Origin of the sequence: Salmonella sp. SAL04162, assembly GCF_046551535.1 — a bacterium.
GTDB lineage: Bacteria > Pseudomonadota > Gammaproteobacteria > Enterobacterales > Enterobacteriaceae > Salmonella > Salmonella enterica.
The window spans coordinates 159,633-176,688 of record NZ_JBGDVX010000009.1 but is presented as its reverse complement, the minus strand read 5'-3'; the positions used below and the strand labels follow the sequence as shown (position 1 = coordinate 176,688).

General features: G+C 56.6%; 12 protein-coding genes. 4 read left to right on the top strand and 8 right to left on the bottom strand.

Annotation, left to right across the window (positions count from 1 at the left end; genetic code table 11):
* Nucleotides 1-7 precede the first annotated feature (7 nt).
* Genes mtnN through ACLJRH_RS18240 form a run of 3 tightly spaced genes read left to right on the top strand, consistent with a single transcriptional unit; the run spans nt 8 to nt 2,159 of the window.
* Entirely contained in the window at nt 8-706 is a 699-nt protein-coding gene (gene mtnN, locus ACLJRH_RS18250; protein WP_000689822.1) for a 5'-methylthioadenosine/S-adenosylhomocysteine nucleosidase, read from the top strand.
* Complete coding sequence (gene btuF / locus ACLJRH_RS18245) at nt 699-1,499, top strand: vitamin B12 ABC transporter substrate-binding protein BtuF (RefSeq protein ID WP_001118843.1); 801 nt, start codon at nt 699-701, stop codon at nt 1,497-1,499. Before mtnN ends, btuF begins: the two co-directional genes overlap by 8 nt.
* A gap of 36 nt (nt 1,500-1,535) precedes the next feature.
* Entirely contained in the window at nt 1,536-2,159 is a 624-nt protein-coding gene (locus ACLJRH_RS18240) for a TRIC cation channel family protein (RefSeq protein ID WP_000964234.1), read from the top strand.
* Nucleotides 2,160-2,259: 100 nt separating this feature from the next.
* Here ACLJRH_RS18240 and erpA read toward each other — a convergent pair whose 3' ends face one another.
* Together erpA and clcA are read right to left on the bottom strand one after the other, a co-directional pair.
* The gene (gene erpA / locus ACLJRH_RS18235) at nt 2,260-2,604 is read right to left on the bottom strand and encodes an iron-sulfur cluster insertion protein ErpA (protein WP_001278668.1); all 345 of its coding nucleotides are present in this window, start codon (nt 2,602-2,604) and stop codon (nt 2,260-2,262) included.
* An 81-nt stretch (nt 2,605-2,685) separates the two neighbouring features.
* Complete coding sequence (clcA, locus tag ACLJRH_RS18230) at nt 2,686-4,107, bottom strand: H(+)/Cl(-) exchange transporter ClcA (protein ID WP_001527117.1); 1,422 nt, start codon at nt 4,105-4,107, stop codon at nt 2,686-2,688.
* 169 nt (nt 4,108-4,276) lie between these two features.
* Between clcA and hemL the strand changes: the two genes are divergently transcribed.
* Nucleotides 4,277-5,557, top strand: coding sequence for a glutamate-1-semialdehyde 2,1-aminomutase (gene hemL / locus ACLJRH_RS18225; RefSeq protein WP_000045249.1), 1,281 nt, complete (start codon nt 4,277-4,279; stop codon nt 5,555-5,557).
* An 84-nt stretch (nt 5,558-5,641) separates the two neighbouring features.
* Here hemL and fhuB read toward each other — a convergent pair whose 3' ends face one another.
* From fhuB to hrpB, 6 genes are all read right to left on the bottom strand, one after another.
* Nucleotides 5,642-7,681: a Fe(3+)-hydroxamate ABC transporter permease FhuB gene (gene fhuB / locus ACLJRH_RS18220; RefSeq protein ID WP_097367520.1), complete on the bottom strand. Its 2,040-nt coding sequence runs from the start codon at nt 7,679-7,681 to the stop codon at nt 5,642-5,644.
* Between the two features lie 14 nt (nt 7,682-7,695).
* The gene (gene fhuD / locus ACLJRH_RS18215; protein WP_023136520.1) at nt 7,696-8,586 is read right to left on the bottom strand and encodes a Fe(3+)-hydroxamate ABC transporter substrate-binding protein FhuD; all 891 of its coding nucleotides are present in this window, start codon (nt 8,584-8,586) and stop codon (nt 7,696-7,698) included.
* Nucleotides 8,586-9,383, bottom strand: a complete 798-nt coding sequence (gene fhuC / locus ACLJRH_RS18210) for a Fe3+-hydroxamate ABC transporter ATP-binding protein FhuC (protein WP_023136519.1) — start codon at nt 9,381-9,383, stop codon at nt 8,586-8,588. The genes fhuD and fhuC overlap by 1 nt, the downstream gene beginning before the upstream one ends.
* A gap of 48 nt (nt 9,384-9,431) precedes the next feature.
* A complete protein-coding gene (gene fhuA / locus ACLJRH_RS18205) occupies nt 9,432-11,621 on the bottom strand; it encodes a ferrichrome porin FhuA (protein ID WP_000113219.1) in 2,190 nt (729 codons plus the stop codon).
* Between the two features lie 292 nt (nt 11,622-11,913).
* Nucleotides 11,914-14,436 (bottom strand): bifunctional glycosyl transferase/transpeptidase, encoded by a 2,523-nt coding sequence (mrcB, locus tag ACLJRH_RS18200; RefSeq protein ID WP_000918127.1) that lies wholly within the window; start codon nt 14,434-14,436, stop codon nt 11,914-11,916.
* A gap of 140 nt (nt 14,437-14,576) precedes the next feature.
* Complete coding sequence (hrpB, locus tag ACLJRH_RS18195; protein ID WP_023136518.1) at nt 14,577-17,006, bottom strand: ATP-dependent helicase HrpB; 2,430 nt, start codon at nt 17,004-17,006, stop codon at nt 14,577-14,579.
* Between the last annotated feature and the right edge of the window lie 50 nt (nt 17,007-17,056).

Here is a 17,056-nt window from a genome sequence, read left to right as displayed (position 1 = left end):
TAAATCTATGAAAATCGGCATCATTGGCGCAATGGAAGAAGAAGTTACGCTGCTGCGTGACAAAATTGACAACCGTCAGACGATTACGCTGGGCGGCTGCGAAATTTACACCGGCCAGTTGAACGGCACCGAAGTGGCGTTGCTGAAATCTGGTATCGGTAAAGTCGCGGCGGCGCTGGGCGCAACGTTGCTTCTGGAGCACTGCAAACCGGACGTGATCATCAATACCGGTTCCGCAGGCGGTCTGGCGTCCACGCTGAAGGTCGGCGATATCGTCGTCTCTGACGAAGCGCGTTACCACGACGCTGATGTGACCGCTTTCGGCTATGAATACGGGCAATTACCGGGCTGTCCGGCCGGATTTAAGGCCGATGATAAACTGATCGCCGCCGCAGAATCCTGCATCAGAGAGCTGAATCTGAACGCGGTACGCGGCCTTATTGTTAGCGGCGACGCGTTTATTAACGGCTCCGTCGGGCTGGCAAAAATTCGGCATAACTTCCCCGACGCGGTCGCCGTAGAGATGGAAGCCACCGCTATCGCACACGTCTGCTATAACTTCAACGTGCCGTTCGTGGTGGTACGCGCTATTTCTGACGTGGCCGATCAGCAATCGCACCTCAGCTTTGACGAATTCCTCGCGGTGGCGGCGAAACAGTCGACTCTGATGGTCGAGACGCTGGTACAGAAACTGGCGCATGGCTAAGCAAATGTTCAGGGCGCTGGTCGCCCTGCTGCTTACGCTCCCGGTGTGGCTTTACGCTGCGCCGCGCGTCATTACCCTCTCTCCCGCCAATACGGAGCTCGCTTTTGCCGCCGGGATTACGCCCGTTGGCGTCAGCAGCTATTCCGACTACCCGCCCGAAGCGCAAAAAATAGAACAGGTCTCTACCTGGCAGGGAATGAATCTGGAACGCATTGTGGCGCTGAAGCCGGATCTGGTCGTCGCCTGGCGCGGCGGTAATGCGGAACGCCAGGTAAACCAACTGACGTCATTAGGTATTAAGGTCATGTGGGTGGACGCGGTAACCATCGAACAGATCGCCGACACGCTCCGTCAACTGGCCGCCTGGAGCCCGCAGCCGGAAAAGGCTCAGCAGGCAGCGCAGACATTGCTAAACGAGTACGCCGCTCTCAACGCCGAGTATGCCGGTAAAGCTAAAAAGCGCGTCTTTCTTCAGTTTGGCATGAATCCTCTGTTTACCAGTGGTAAAGGGTCTATTCAACATCAGGTTTTGACGACCTGCGGCGGAGAAAACGTCTTTGCTGACAGCCGCGTGCCGTGGCCGCAAGTCAGCCGTGAGCAGGTGCTGGCAAGGCATCCCCAGGCCATTATCGTGGCCGGAAAAGCGGGCGAAATTCTCAAAATTGAACAATACTGGGGAAACCTGTTAAAAATTCCGGTTATTCCGCTTAACAGCGACTGGTTTGAACGCGCAAGCCCGCGTATTATCCTCGCCGCAAAACAACTCTGTAATGCGCTTTCACAGGTGAATTAGAGCCTGTCTTACCAGGCTCCCAGTGGGGATTCGACAATGCTCGTCTATTGGCTGGATATTGTAGGCACGGCTGTATTTGCTATCTCTGGCGTGTTGCTGGCCGGGAAATTACGTATGGACCCGTTCGGCGTCCTGGTGCTCGGCGTCGTTACTGCCGTCGGCGGCGGGACAATCCGCGATATGGCGCTGGATAACGGCCCGGTATTCTGGGTTAAAGATCCTACCGATTTGGTCGTCGCCATGGTCACCAGTATGCTGACCATCCTGCTGGTTCGCCAGCCAAGACGTCTGCCGAAATGGATGTTGCCGGTACTGGATGCGGTCGGGCTGGCGGTGTTTGTCGGCATTGGGGTGAATAAAGCCTTCCTCGCTGAAACGGGGCCATTAGTGGCAGTCTGTATGGGCGTGATTACCGGCGTCGGCGGCGGGATTATTCGCGATGTTCTGGCACGCGAGATTCCCATGATCCTACGCACCGAAATCTATGCCACGGCCTGTATTATCGGCGGGATTGTTCACGCCACCGCGTTTTATACGTTTTCAGTACCGCTGGAAAGCGCCAGCATGATGGGTATGGTCGTCACGCTGTTCATTCGGCTGGCGGCCATTCGTTGGCATTTGAAATTGCCGACGTTTGCACTGGATGAAAACGGACGTTGATATTGTTTTGCCCGATGGCGCTACGCTTATCGGGCCTACAGGAAAGATGTTGTAGGCCGGATAAGACGCTCGCGTCGCCATCCGGCACAACGAACAGCAATCAAATGCTGAAGGAAGAGCCACACCCGCAGGTACTTTTCGCATTCGGGTTGGTTACAATGAAGCGGGAACCTTCCAGGCCTTCGGTATAATCCACCGAACCACCCACCAGATACTGCAAACTCATCGGGTCAACCACCAGGCCAACGCCCTGTTTTTCGATGGTCATATCCCCTTCGTTAACCTGATCGTCAAAGGTAAAACCATACTGGAAGCCGCTGCAACCACCGCCGGTGATATACACGCGCAGTTTCAGATTCGGGTTATCTTCGTCAGCGATAAGACTTTTTACTTTATTCGCTGCTGCGTCGGTAAACTGCAGCGGCAGCGCTACGTCATCACTCATATTTTGCTCCAAACGACATCGGTAATTGGATAAATTTTCACCCAATATTGGCAGTCATTATCTAATACCCTGGTAATTCGTTCAAGTATTCTCGCCCGCGGGCGCATTCTGGTTTTTCGCCGCCTGTTCCGCATCCTGCTTCGCCAGAGTGCGCGCCAGGATGGTTGAGTATAACGGTTTCCCGCCCAAAAACTGGGCTAATAGTGTCGCGCCAAGACAGGTGATAATCATTGGCAAAATGAGCTGGTAGTTATCGGTCATCTCCAGCACCAGCACAATCCCCGTCAGCGGGGCGCGCACCGACGCCGCCATCAGCGCCCCCATCCCGGCAATCGCAAAGGTACCGGCCTCCAGGTGATACTGCGGAAAAAGCACTGCCGCCGCCATACCGAAGGCCGTACCAAGCAGCGTTCCCAGCGCCAGCATCGGGGCGAAAATGCCCCCCGGCGCGCCGGAAGAAAAGCAAAGCAGCGTCGTGACCACCCGGGTAATAAAGATGAACAGCAGTAGCCCGACGCTAAAATTACCTGCCGCGGCGATAGGAATAAGGTTAAATCCGCCGCCTGCCGCTTCCGGCTCAATCAACCCCAGAATACCGCACAGGCCGCCGATCGCGCCGCCCATTAGCACCCATTTTTTAATTTCGCCGCCATGAAAGCGCTGAAACATATCCTGGGTACGCAGCACCAACGAATTAAATACCGGCCCGACGCAGCCAAAAATAATACCGAGGATAAGGTATAACCACAGCGTGTTAACCGGCGCATCAGACAGTTTGCCGACTTCAATAATCGGCGCTTCGCCGTTAAATATGCGGAACACAATGCTCGACATGATGACGCCGGTAAACACCGCTTTAATCGAAATCAGGTTGTAGCGAAACTGCGGGCGCATCTCTTCAATAATAAACAGGATACCCGCCAGCGGCGCGTTAAACGCCGCAGAGAGCCCCGCCGCCGCGCCGGTCGCCAGCAACGTATGCCGCGCTTCGGCGCTGCGCATACGAAAAACATCCAGCACCATGCGCCCCAGGTTGCCCCCGATTTGCACCGTTGGCCCTTCGCGCCCTAACACCATTCCTGCGCCCAACGTTCCCATCCCGCCGATAAACTTCACCGGCAACACGCGCCACCAGCGCACCGGACGTAACTCCTCCAGCGCGCCTTCAATTTCCGGGATACCCGAGCCGCCGGCTTCCGGTGCAAATTTTCGCACCAAAAAATAGCCGACCATCGCCAGTAACGCCGAAAGGATAAAGGCCAGCGGCCAAAGCAAAAACGCATGGTCCGCGACCTGAACCAGCGCGCCAATGCGCATGTTTTGTACCCAGGAAACCGTCTTTTCAAAGGCGACGCCAACCAGTCCGGTAAGCGTGCCGACAACGGCCGCCATGAACAGGATGGCCAGCGGCGTTTTATCCCGCTGCATTAACCGGCGAATCTGATCTCTGCGCCGTAAACGCACAATTTGCTGAGCTAAAAAGGTGGAAGTGTCTGTTTTCATCAGAAGATCATTAATTGGTAATACAAATCTAAAGTCGGCATTCTACTCGCCAACGCCGCGAAAATCCCCTGCAAATCGTATTGTTTCAAATGCGTAAAACTTTCATAACCTTCTCTGAATAACTTAGAATAGCGGGTATTCACTTTTTCTACGAACCAGGAATCTTTCCATGAGTAAGTCTGAAAATCTCTATAGCGCGGCCCGCGAGCTGATCCCCGGCGGTGTGAACTCCCCTGTTCGCGCCTTCACTGGCGTGGGCGGCACCCCGCTGTTTATCGAAAAAGCGGACGGCGCGTATCTGTACGATGTCGATGGCAAAGCGTATATCGACTATGTCGGTTCCTGGGGGCCAATGGTACTGGGGCATAACCATCCGGCTATCCGCAATGCGGTAATCGAAGCTGCGGAGCGCGGTTTAAGCTTCGGCGCGCCAACCGAAATGGAAGTGAAAATGGCGGAACTGGTCACCAACCTGGTGCCGACCATGGACATGGTGCGCATGGTGAACTCCGGTACCGAAGCGACCATGAGCGCGATTCGCCTGGCGCGTGGTTTTACTGGCCGCGATAAGATTATCAAATTCGAAGGCTGCTACCACGGCCACGCCGACTGTCTGCTGGTCAAAGCCGGTTCTGGCGCGCTGACGCTCGGTCAGCCAAACTCGCCGGGCGTGCCGGCAGATTTCGCGAAACATACGCTGACCTGCACTTATAACGATCTGGCGTCAGTGCGCGCGGCGTTTGAACAATATCCGCAGGAAATCGCCTGTATCATCGTCGAACCCGTGGCGGGCAATATGAACTGCGTCCCGCCGCTGCCGGAATTCCTGCCCGGCCTGCGCGCCTTGTGCGATGAGTTCGGCGCGCTGCTGATTATCGACGAAGTGATGACCGGTTTTCGCGTAGCGCTGGCCGGAGCCCAGGATTACTACGGCGTCGTGCCGGACCTGACCTGTCTGGGTAAAATCATCGGCGGCGGGATGCCGGTAGGCGCGTTTGGCGGTCGTCGCGATGTAATGGATGCGCTGGCGCCAACGGGCCCGGTTTACCAGGCGGGCACCCTTTCCGGCAACCCGATTGCGATGGCGGCCGGTTTCGCCTGCCTGAATGAAGTCGCCCAGCCCGGCATTCATGAAACGCTGGATGAGCTCACCACCCGTCTGGCGGAAGGTTTGCTGGAAGCTGCCGAAGAAGCGAATATTCCGCTGGTGGTTAACCATGTCGGCGGCATGTTCGGGATTTTCTTCACCGACGCTGAGAGCGTAACTTGCTATCAGGACGTGATGGCGTGCGACGTTGAACGCTTTAAGCGTTTCTTCCACCTGATGCTGGAGGAAGGCGTGTATCTGGCGCCATCGGCGTTTGAGGCGGGTTTTATGTCGGTCGCACACAGCATGGACGACATTAATAATACCATTGACGCCGCACGTCGGGTGTTTGCGAAATTGTAAAGGATGAATTGCCGGGTGACGATTACCCGGCCTACATTCTACGCCGTAGGCCGGATAAGGCATTTATGCCGCCATCCGGCAAACTCAGCGGCTCTGTTTACGTAGCAAATAGATAAAGTACGGCGCGCCAATAAAGCTTGAAAGCAGTCCCGCCGGGATCTGATACGGAAATAGCGCCATCCTGCCGCACCAGTCGGCAAAGACCAGTAAAACGCCCCCTGCCAGCGCCGAGATGACCATATGCGGCATCGTCCGGCGAAAACCGAGCATCCGCGCAATATGCGGCGCCATCAGTCCAACGAAACTCAGCGGCCCAATGGTCATCGTCGCAGTTGCCGTCAAACAAGCCGCCAGCGCCAGCAGCGCGATACGCGACGGCGTAAGCGCCATGCCCACCGCGCGCGCGGCATCGCCGCCCAGTGGCAAAATCGTTAACCAGCGGCGACACAACGGCACAATGGCCAGCAAAATTACCATCACGATCGCGGTTCGCGTAACCTGCCCGCCAGTGGCGTTATAGGTAGATCCTGCAATCCAGGTCAACACTTCCGCCATCCGCGGGTCGCCGCTCGCCTGGAGCATCATTAGCAGCATGGTAAACGCGGTGCTGAGCGCCATCCCCGCCAGCAACATCCGTTGCGGCGAGAAACCGCCGCGTCCGGCGGCTATCATAATAATCAGCAGTGTCGCCGCCGCGCCCAGGCTTCCGGCGGGCAGTAGCCAACCGAAGGCATTCCCCGGCACCAAAAACAGCATCAACACCACGCCAAACGCGGCTCCGGAACTGATCCCCAGCACTTCCGGACTGGCCATTGGGTTACCGGTCAGACGCTGAATAATGCAGCCCGCCACCGCCAGCATGACACCCGCCATTAACGCCGCCAGTATCCGCGGCCAGCGCCACGGCATCAGTTCCTCAAGCAGCGTTCCGCTCGCCCACGTCCAGCCGTGCGCGTCGCGACCAAAAGAGAGCGCGACCCATGTTGCCAGCAGCAGGAGCGCGCCACCGGCAACGGCAAAAGCGAGGACATGCCGACGCTCCGCTGCCACACGATCGCTGGCGTTCATATCCGGCGCGCTCATGCTTTTAAGCCGCGGCAGCAGCCACAGGAGCAGCGGCGCGCCGATTAACGCCGTCACTGAACCGGTGGAGACCTCCATCCAAACGCGGGTGAGCCAAAGGATAATCTGATCGGATAGCCACAAAATAAGCGCCCCAATGAGCGGCGCCAGCATCAGGCGCGCCAGCAGACGTCTTGCGCCAAGCATTTTCGCCAGCAGCGGCGCAAACAGGCCGATAAAACCGATAATGCCCACCGCGTTGACCAGCAGCGCGCTCAACACAATCGCCAGCGACAGCGCCGCCAGACGCGCTAACGACAGCGCCAGCCCCAGATTACGCGCAACGCCGTCATCCAGCCCCATCAGCGTCATCGGGCGTAACAACAATAACGTGAGCATCACACCGCCCAGCAACTGCGGCCACAGACGCTGCACGCCGCTCCAGTCGGTTTGCGTCAGCGTTCCGGTGCTCCATAAAAACATGCTTTGCAACTGATCGTGGTGGAAAATCACCAATAGCTGGTTGATAGCCCCACAATAGAGGCTGACCACCAGCCCGGCGAGGATCAGGGTCACTGGCGACAGACGTTTGCCCCACGCCACGCCGAACACCAGCGCGCCGACGATACAGGCTCCCGTCAGGGCGGCAAACTGCGTCGCCAGCGCGCCGGGAATCGCCCATAGCGTAGTCACCGTGATCCCCAATTGCGCGCCGGTCGCCACGCCCAGCGTGGTCGGTTCCGCCAGCGGGTTACGCAATACTTGCTGGAACAGGACGCCTACCAGCCCAAGCCCCGCGCCCACCAGCAGCGAAATCGCCAGTCTTGGCAGCAGGCTGTAATGAAAAATCATCTGCTCAATGATGTCGATATCCGGTGACCAGATAGCCTGTTGCCACTGGCTGCGCGGTAGAGCAACGGAGAAGTTAACCCATGTCAGCCAGCAGGCGGCAACAAACAGCGCCAATAACAGCAACGCCGGATGGCGGCTTCGCCTTATCCGGCCTACAAAGCGCCCGAACCGTAGGTCGGATAAGGCGCTTTTCGCGCCGCCCTCCGGCATTTCACGTTTTCTGCTCACGCTTTGCCTCCCAACACGTTATCCAGGATGCGGACAAAATGCATCGTGGAGAGGGTCGCGCCATAGAACCAAACGGCGGGCACCCGGTGAAAGCGCCCGGCGCGGACAAACGGCATGGCCTGCCACAGCGGCGTTGCCATCAGCGCGTTCATATCGGTGCTATTCCCGTGATCGAAGCAGATCACATCCGCTTCTTTATACATCGCCAGCCGATCGATGCTGACCGCCGTACTGCCCCAAAAGTTGGTTTCACCCTGCCAGGCATTGACAATGCCATACTCGTCCAGCACCTCCTGGAACAGGCAATTCGGGCCGAGCACCAGCATATGCCGCGGATCGATAAGCGTCGTCATCAGTAACGGACGCCCCCCGCGGCGGATAAAATGCGGCTTCTGGCTGGCGATGAAGCGATCGTATTGCGCCAGATGTTTTTCTGCCGCAGCTTCCAGATTCAGCGTCTGCGCCAGTTCAACCAGCGAGCGTCGGGCCACCGCCAGCGGCTTTTTGCCGTCGCTAAAATTAAACCCGCGCCCCGGCGCGATCCGCGCCAGTTTTTCCAGCGAGGGTCCGTAACCTGCCGACCAGACCATAAACGACGGCTTCATCTCCGTCAGCAGTTCGAGATTGGGTTCAGTGCGAAGACCCACATCAATCACCGAATCCGGCAACGGCGGTTCGCTAACCCACAGCTTATAATTTGGTACGTCCGCCACGCCATAAGGCGTAATACCGAGCGCCAGCAGCAGCTCAACTGGCAGCCACTCCAGCGCCACAATCCGGCGGGGATCGATAGCGGCAGCCTGCGCCGTATTCATTTGCCACAGCAGCGGCGAGAGCGCCATCGCCGTTAATAAACGGCGGCGAGTAAGAGGATATAAATCACGCATTAATACACAAAACTCACAGGTGCGGCGCCCGCCGGATGCGGAAGGATACCCATCGGGATACCGTAAATCTTCTCCAGCGTTTCACTGCGCATCAGTTCCGCAGGCGTTCCTTGCGCAATCATTTCACCGCCGCGTAGCGCGACTAAATAATCACAGTAGCGGGCCGCCATGTTGATATCGTGCAGCACCGCAACCACCGTCAGCCCGCGCTGCTGGCTTAAGCGATGCACCAGCGCCAGCACGTCAACCTGATGGGCGATATCCAGCGCTGACGTCGGCTCATCCAGCAGCAAACAACGGCTGTCCTGCGCGACCAGCATGGCAATCCACGCGCGCTGGCGCTCGCCGCCGGAAAGGCTGTCTACCAGACGATGCGCCAGCGGTTTTAAGCCGACCAGCGTAATCGCCTCTTCTACTTTTTCCCGGTCCGCGACGCCAAAGCGTCCCAGCGCGCCGTGCCACGGATAGCGGCCAATCGCCACCAGTTCGCGCACCGTCATTCCTTCCGCCTGCGGCAATTGTTGAGGCAGATAGGCAACTTTGCGGGCAAACGCCTTGCTGCTCCAGCTCGCCAGCGGCTGATTGTCGAGCAGAATATCCCCTTCGGAAGGCGGCTGATGGCGGCCCAGCATTTTTAACAGCGTGGATTTACCGGAACCATTATGACCAATAAGTCCGGTGACGCGACCTGCGGGAAACGTTAACGAGAGAGGGTGTAAAAGCGTGCGGCCCGGCACACGAAAGGCGACGCTTCGCAGCGCAAAGGTGGTATCGGAATGAATGTGGTTTTCCTGCATCGCAGCCAACTTGTAAAACGGGCACGGCCAGCCGTGCCCAAAAAGAAATTAGAAACGGAAGGTTGCCGTTGCAACGACCTGACGTTCTGCGCCCCAGAAACAGCCGTAGGTCTGGAAGCAGCTGGCGACGTATTCGCGGTCGAGCAGATTATTAACGTTAACCGCAATGCTGGAGCCCGCCATACCAAAACGCGCCAGATCGTACTTGACGACCGCATCCATCACTGCTGCGCTGCCTACCTTGAAGCTATTGGCCGGATCGCCGTAACTGGAACCAATAAAACGACCGCCTGTTCCCAGCGTTAAACCTGACAACGGACCGTCGTTGAAGGTGTAATCGCCCCACAACGACGCCATGTGTTCAGGCACCTGCTCTGGCGTATTCCCTTTCAGATTAGTGTCTTTCGTGTATTCAGCATCAGTATAAGTGTAAGACGCCGTCATATTGATGTTAGCCGTCAATGCTGCTTTGGCTTCCAGCTCTACACCTCGCGCACGAATTTCGCCTGCCGGCACCTGCGCTAATGGGTTGGTTGGATCGGCGGTCAGGTTATTGGTTTTGGTCAGCTGATAAACGGCACCCGTAACAACAACCGGCATGTCTTTCGGTACATATTTCACCCCTGCTTCATATTGCTCGCCTTTTGACGGCTTGTAAGAAACGCGTGGGGTGCTCCACAAATCGAAGGCGCTTGGCTCGAAAGATTGGCTATAGCTGAAGTAAGGTGAAATTCCATTATCGAATACGTAGTTTACGCCACCGCGCCAGGTGAACTGGTGGTCATTACGTTCAATATATCCTTCTGTCGGCGTAGTGGAATTCTGACGCACCGTTGTCGCTTGTTTAGACCAGTCATAACGGCCGCCGAGAGTAAATACCCACTTATTCCATTCCGCCTGATCCTGAACATAAAGGCCTGTTTGTTTACTTTCGTTCATCTGGTACGGCTCGGCGCCGCCGAAAGCAAAGTATTCAGGATGGTAATTGTTATAGAGATCGATTGACGGCGCGCTACCAAACGTCGCGTTAATATCATTACGCATACGCATGAAATCGACACCCGTCAGCAACGTATGATCAATATCGCCGGTCGCGAATTTACTTTCCAGTTGTGTATCTACGCTGAAATTCTGTAAACGCTCGTTGTCAACGATAGTACCGCGGTTAAGCGTATGGCCGTCCGCCGCAATCCCCGTGCCATAGACGCTTTTTTGCGCGGTTTTCATTTCGACAAAACGTAAATTCTGGCGCACGGTAAAAGTGTCGTTGAAGCCATGCTCGAAACTGTATCCCACCATTTTCTCGTTACGAGAATAGGTGTTGTTTGACGCCCCTTCGTTGAAATCCGTTGGCAGACGTTTACCATTCGGTAACGGTTCAACCGTTCCCTCTTTCGGCAGCCAGCCGTAGTAGCCGGTCTCTGGTTCGTTCTGGAAATAAGAAAGGAACGTAAAATTCGTTTTCTCATCCGGACGCCAGGTAAAAGAGGGCGCAATCGCATAGCGCTGCGACTCAGAGCTCTTTTGCTGTTCGTTTGTCGAACGCGCCAGTCCCGTCAGACGATATGAGAACTCACCGTTGTCATCCAGGGAATCACTAAAATCAAAACCGGTCTGGAACAAATTGTCCGTCCCCATTTTGAATTGAATTTCTTTCAGCGGCTCAGTAGTCGGCCGCTTGCTAACCATCGAAATGATACCACCCGGGTTGCTCTTACCGTAGAGAACGGACGTTGGGCCACGCATCAACTCAACACGCTCAAGCATGTAGGGATCAATAACCGCATCGTTGTAGAAGTTCCCCTGCAATTTCAGGCCATCCAGATAGTTGTTCTGGCTCAGGCCGACGGAAGAGAAGCCACGGATAATCACGAAGTCATAGGTATTGGAAGCGCCGCGACTGCTTACCGTTACGCCCGGCGTGTAACCCAACGCTTCTTTTACTGACTGGAATTGATGCATCTGCATCTCTTCGTTAGTGACCACCGAAACCGACTGTGGCGTTTTTTCGATAGGTGTATCAGTTTTGGTGGTAGTGGCGGAACGCTTCGCGGCGATGGTCGGAGCCGGTCCCCAGGCACTTTCCTGCGCGGCAGGCGCTGCGGTTACGGTAATGGTTTCTTCTTTCGGTTGAACCGCCGCCTGTGCATAGACAGACATGCCGCTAACCGCTGTGGCTACTACAACTGCGATTTTACGCAGTGAGGAGTTTGGCTGAGCAGTTTTAAGACGCGCCATTGGTATATCTCTGATGAAAGTGAATGATAACGTAAACGATAATTATTATTATAACCGCAGCATGATAGGCGAAATATCGTCGCAATGGCAAGCGATACGCGGCCCTACGAGAACTAAGGGGTTAAGAAATAACCAGATGAAAAGGAAGGGTTAATAAATTAGACTGAAATGTTATTTATGGAGGATTTGCCGGATGGCGACGTAAGCGTCTTATTCGGCCTACGTCGCACATAATGGGGTCGTAACGGTGTAGACCGGGTAAGCACAGCGCCACCCGGCACTATTACCGTGATTAATTGCCGCCGAACATCTCCTTAATCCAGCCGGCAACGCCGTCGCTCTTCTCTTCTTTCGGCGGCTGTTGCTGCGCAGGCTGCTGCGGCTGAGACGACTGATCGAACGGATTGCCTGACGGCTGCTGTTGCTGCTGCATCATCTCGCCCTGCTGGCACAGCGTATTTGGATCGTCCGTCCAGACCGGCAGAGTGCGCATACCGCCGCTACAGACAAAATTACCGTCGTAATCAACGCCCATATCCACCACATCTTCCGGCGGCGTCAGAACTAAAGGCGTCGGCGTCTGGTTCGCCAGATAGCGCTGGTAAATCGCCATCGCGCCGCTGGCACCGTACAATTTCGTCGGCTGGTTGTTATCACGGCCTACCCAGGTGATAGTCACCTGGCTGCCGTCAATCCCGGCAAACCAGGTATCGACATTGTTGTTTGTCGTCCCGGTTTTACCCGCCAGATGCAGACCCGGATATTTCGCGCCAAGCTGACGCCCCGTACCACGCTGGACGACCTGCTGCATTGTCCAGAGCGTCAGGTAAGCCGCCTGTGCCGGTACGGCGCGTTCAGCTTGCGGATAACTTTGGTACAACACCTTACCATCTTCCGCAATAACCGAACGCAGCGCTGATAACGGCGCGCGATTTCCGCCGCTGGCGATAGTCTGGAACGCCTGCGCCACTTCGATCGGCGTCAGGTTCAGCGCCCCTAACAGCATCGCCGGAACCGGATTGAGCTGATCTTTCGGCACGCCGAGCTTCGTCCAGGTATCGGTTACCGCCGGTAAACCTAACGCCATCCCCAGATTGACCGTCGGTACGTTCATTGAGCGAGTTAACGCATCCACCAGCATCACTTTCCCGCTTTCGCTGTAGCGACGATCGTCGTTCTGCGGCGACCAGACCTGACCATTCGGCTGGCGCAGAGAAATCGGCGCATCGGCAATCCAGGTGTTCAGACGGTATAAGTTCGGCTGACTTAACGCGGTCAGATAGGTCGCCGGTTTCGCCAGCGACCCGATGGAACGGCGCGCCTGCATGGCACGGTTATAGCCGGCATACTGCGGCTCCGCCCCGCCAACCATCGCGCGCACCTCGCCGCTAAAGCGATCCACCACCACCATCGCGGTTTCCAGATCGCTCAATTTACGCTGCTTCTTCAACGCTGGAATGCCTTCGACAACGGCTTTTTCTGCGGCATCCTGCGCCACGGAGTCAAAGGTGGTGAAGATCTTCACGCCGGAGAGATCTTTAATTTTATCCCCCAGCTTCGCCTGCAGTTCCTGACGAACCATCTGCATAAACGCTGGCTGCGGTGAAATAACGCCGCCGCGCGGCTGTACGCCAAGCGGACGTGCGCTCAGCATGTCATAGAGTTCCTGATCGATGATTTTCTGCTGCTGTAACAGGCGTAACACCAGGTTACGACGCTCCAGCGCCAGTTTCGGGTTGCGCCACGGGTTATAAATCGACGCCCCTTTTACCATCCCCACCAGTAACGCCTGCTGATCGAGGCTCAGTTCCTCTACCGGACGACCAAAGTAATACAGGCTCGCCAGCGGAAAACCGCGAATTTCATTGTCCCCGCTTTGACCGAGGTAGACCTCGTTCATGTACAGCTCAAGAATACGATCTTTACTGTAACGGGCATCCATGATCAGCGCCATGTAGGCTTCATTCGCTTTACGCCAGTATGATCTTTCGCTGGAGAGGAACAGGTTCTTCACCAGCTGCTGGGTTAGCGTACTGGCCCCCTGCACCGTGCGTCCCGCCGTCAGGTTGGCCAGCACCGCACGCCCGATAGAGTAAAGACTAATGCCATCATGCTCATAGAAATGACGGTCTTCCGTCGCCAACAGCGTATCGACCAGCAGATCCGGGAAACCGCTGCGCGGGACGAATAAACGCTGCTCGCCATTTGGCGAAGAAAGCATGGTGATAAGCCGCGGATCGAGACGGAAGAAGCCAAACTGGCGGTTGTTATCCAGATTGACGATGGTTTCCAGACGCCCGTCACTGAACGTCAGCCGCGCGCGCACCTGCCCTTCTTTGCTGTCCGGGAAGTCAAACGGACGACGGATCATCTCAATGCTATTGGCCTGCACGGTAAATTCGCCGGGACGGGTCATCTTCGTCACCAGACGATACTGCGTCGCTTCCAGCAATTTCACCATCTCGTTTTTGCTGACAGGCATGTCTGGCTCAAGGTTCACCATCCGGCCATATACCGCCGCCGGAAGCTGCCAGACCTTGCCATCAATACGGCTGCGGATTTTTTGATCCAGATAGACGCCGTAAATGGCGAACAGCACCACAAAAACGATAAACAGTTTTAGCAATAGCCACAGCCAGCCGCGCTTGCCACGAGGCTTACGCCCTTTGCCCTTACCTTTACGCGGCATCGGTTCTTCATCCTCATAGTCATCATCATAATCGTCGTCATGCTGCCGACGACGGCTCACCTTTTGTTTCACAGGACGTGACGGTTTCCCCTTACGTCCAATCGGCTCGCGGTCATTCCCCGCCATGCTTTTTCTCCGCAACATACAGGCGCAAAGGCCCGATTCTCTATTCTTCCGCCAGACGACAGAAGAAGAAATCTCTCAATTTACCCTTTTGCCGGATGGCGATTAACGCCTTATCCGGCCTGGAGGCAACGTATAACACGTCACGAATACTTCTTCGTGCGCCGCGTTGGGGCCGTATTCGCCGGATCGTCCGGCCAGACATGTTTGGGGTAACGGCCCTTCATCTCTTTTTGCACTTCTCGATACGCCCCCTGCCAGAAAGCGCTTAAATCGCGCGTAATCTGTAGCGGTCGCTGCGCAGGCGAAAGCAGCTCCAGCACCAGCGGCACGCGGCCCTGAGCGATGGTTGGAGTCTTCGCTTCGCCAAACATTTCCTGCATTCTGACCGCCAGAGCGGGCGGGTTATCTTCATGATAACGAATCGTTATTCGGCTTCCCGTCGGCACAGTGTAATGCCCAGGCAGTTCACTATCCAGACGTTGCAGCATGGCATAGTCAAGCAGTCCCCGTAACGCCTGAGTCACATTCAGAGATTTCAGACTCCGTAACGACTGTACGCCTGTCATGTGCGGCAGCAACCAGTTTTCCAGAGTCGCCAGCAGCGACGCCTCATCCACGGCAGGCCAGTCATATTCCGGCAGCCATTTCGCCGCACAGTGCAGACGCAGACGGAACTGCTCCGCTTCCGGCGTCCAGTTAAGGACGGCCAGACCTTTATCGCGGATGCCGTTCAGCATCGCCTGATGAAGCTCCTCTTCAGACGGTTTCGCCAGTGGCTGAACGCTAACCGTCAACTGTCCAATACGCATTCTGCGCCACGCTTTCAACGTTCCCTGCGCTTCGTCCCATTCAACCGTGTCAGACTGGCGCAGTAAATCAGGACACGCCTGAATCAGCGAGGCGATATCCAGCGGCTGCGCCAACAATATTCGGGCGTCCGGCGAGGCGCTACCTTGCAGCAACAGCGGCGCGATCAGCCATTCATGACGTCCCAACGCGTCATCCGCATCTAACATCGCGCCCATACCATTGGCTAACTGATAGCGCCCTTCCTGACCACGACGCCGCGCGATGCGGTCGCTAAACGCTCTGGCCAATAGCGGCATAATAAGCGCGCTATCCGGCTCGCCATTACGCACCTGCAGCCGTTTTAAAAGCTGCTGGCTACGCTGCTGCCAGCCCGGCTGTCGCCGCGAAAATAGCACGCTTAAATCCGTACCGCCGCCGCGCGGCGGGTCCTCAAGGATGGCCGCGAGCATGGCGGCGGTGGCGGCGCTATCGCCCTCGCCGGCGTTGACTAACATCGCCGCCAGGCGCGGCTCGTTACCTGTTGCCGCCATTTTCCGCCCCCGCGCGCTTAACCGCTCGCCCTCCAGCGCGCCTAACATCAATAATAAACGGCGGGCGGCCTGAAGATTCACCTCCGGCGGCCTGTCCAGCCAGAAAAGCGATGCCGGATCGTGACATCCCCACTGCAACACTTCCATCAACAAACCGGAGAGGTCGCTGTGTAAGATTTCCGGATCGCTTTGCGCCGCCGCCCGCTCCGCCTGTTCTTTTGCCAGCAGATGTAAACAGATACCCGGCGCCAGTCGTCCGGCGCGCCCCGCGCGCTGCGTCATTGACGCCTGACTGATACGCTGCGTAACCAGCCGCGTCAGTCCCGTTCGCGCATCGAATCGCGCAACGCGCTCCTGAGCGCTATCGACGACCAGACGAATCCCTTCAATCGTCAAACTGGTTTCGGCAATGTTAGTCGCCAACACCACTTTACGCATCCCGGCGGGTGCGGGAACAATCGCTTTGCGTTGCGCCTCCAGAGACAATGCGCCATACAGCGGACAAAGCAGGACATCACTCCCTACCCGCGACGCCAGATGTTCATGAACGCGCTGTATTTCGCCTACGCCGGGTAAAAATAGCAGCAGCGAACCGTTTTCATTGCGCAGCAGTTCCGCTGTCGCCATCGCGACGGCTTCATCAAAACGCAAATGCGCCGCAAGCGGTTGATAACGTCGCTCCACCGGGAACGCGCGCCCCTCCGAGACGATCGTCGGCGCATCAGGCAGTCGCTGACAGAGCCTGTCGTTATCCAGCGTCGCTGACATGATTAACAGCCTGAGATCGTCACGAAGCCCTTGCTGGATATCCAGCAACAGCGCCAACGCTAAATCCGCCTGTAAACTGCGCTCATGAAACTCATCCAGTATCACCAGCCCCACGCCGCGTAATTCGGGATCGCGCTGAATCATTCTGGTCAATACGCCTTCTGTCACTACTTCCAGCCGGGTACGCGGCCCCACGCAACTTTGCGCGCGCATCCGGTAACCTACCGTTTCGCCAGGCTTTTCATTCAACGCTTCCGCCAGACGCTGCGCGACATTACGCGCCGCCAGACGACGCGGTTCAAGCAGGAGGATTTTTCCAGCAACCGGACCTTGTTGCAGGAGTTGCAACGGCAGCCAGGTGGATTTCCCCGCCCCGGTAGGCGCGGACAACAAAACCTGCGGCGCGGTTTTTAGGGCTGTCAACAATTCAGGCAATACGGCGGCAACGGGCAATGACGTCACAAACGGCTCCACGGGGTTAACTTTCTTTGCGCCGCATTGTAGCATCGTGT

What these genes read in the sequence shown, in the direction of transcription:
- fhuB (WP_097367520.1), bottom strand. Translation starts at nt 7,681, where the DNA reads ATGCCGGAGGGCGGCGCGAAAAGCGCCTTATCCGACCTACGGTTCGGG.
- fhuD (WP_023136520.1), bottom strand. Translation starts at nt 8,586, where the DNA reads ATGCGTGATTTATATCCTCTTACTCGCCGCCGTTTATTAACGGCGATG.
- ACLJRH_RS18240 (WP_000964234.1), top strand. Translation starts at nt 1,536, where the DNA reads ATGCTCGTCTATTGGCTGGATATTGTAGGCACGGCTGTATTTGCTATC.
- mrcB (WP_000918127.1), bottom strand. Translation starts at nt 14,436, where the DNA reads ATGGCGGGGAATGACCGCGAGCCGATTGGACGTAAGGGGAAACCGTCA.
- btuF (WP_001118843.1), top strand. Translation starts at nt 699, where the DNA reads ATGGCTAAGCAAATGTTCAGGGCGCTGGTCGCCCTGCTGCTTACGCTC.
- clcA (WP_001527117.1), bottom strand. Translation starts at nt 4,107, where the DNA reads ATGAAAACAGACACTTCCACCTTTTTAGCTCAGCAAATTGTGCGTTTA.
- fhuC (WP_023136519.1), bottom strand. Translation starts at nt 9,383, where the DNA reads ATGCAGGAAAACCACATTCATTCCGATACCACCTTTGCGCTGCGAAGC.
- erpA (WP_001278668.1), bottom strand. Translation starts at nt 2,604, where the DNA reads ATGAGTGATGACGTAGCGCTGCCGCTGCAGTTTACCGACGCAGCAGCG.
- mtnN (WP_000689822.1), top strand. Translation starts at nt 8, where the DNA reads ATGAAAATCGGCATCATTGGCGCAATGGAAGAAGAAGTTACGCTGCTG.
- hemL (WP_000045249.1), top strand. Translation starts at nt 4,277, where the DNA reads ATGAGTAAGTCTGAAAATCTCTATAGCGCGGCCCGCGAGCTGATCCCC.
- fhuA (WP_000113219.1), bottom strand. Translation starts at nt 11,621, where the DNA reads ATGGCGCGTCTTAAAACTGCTCAGCCAAACTCCTCACTGCGTAAAATC.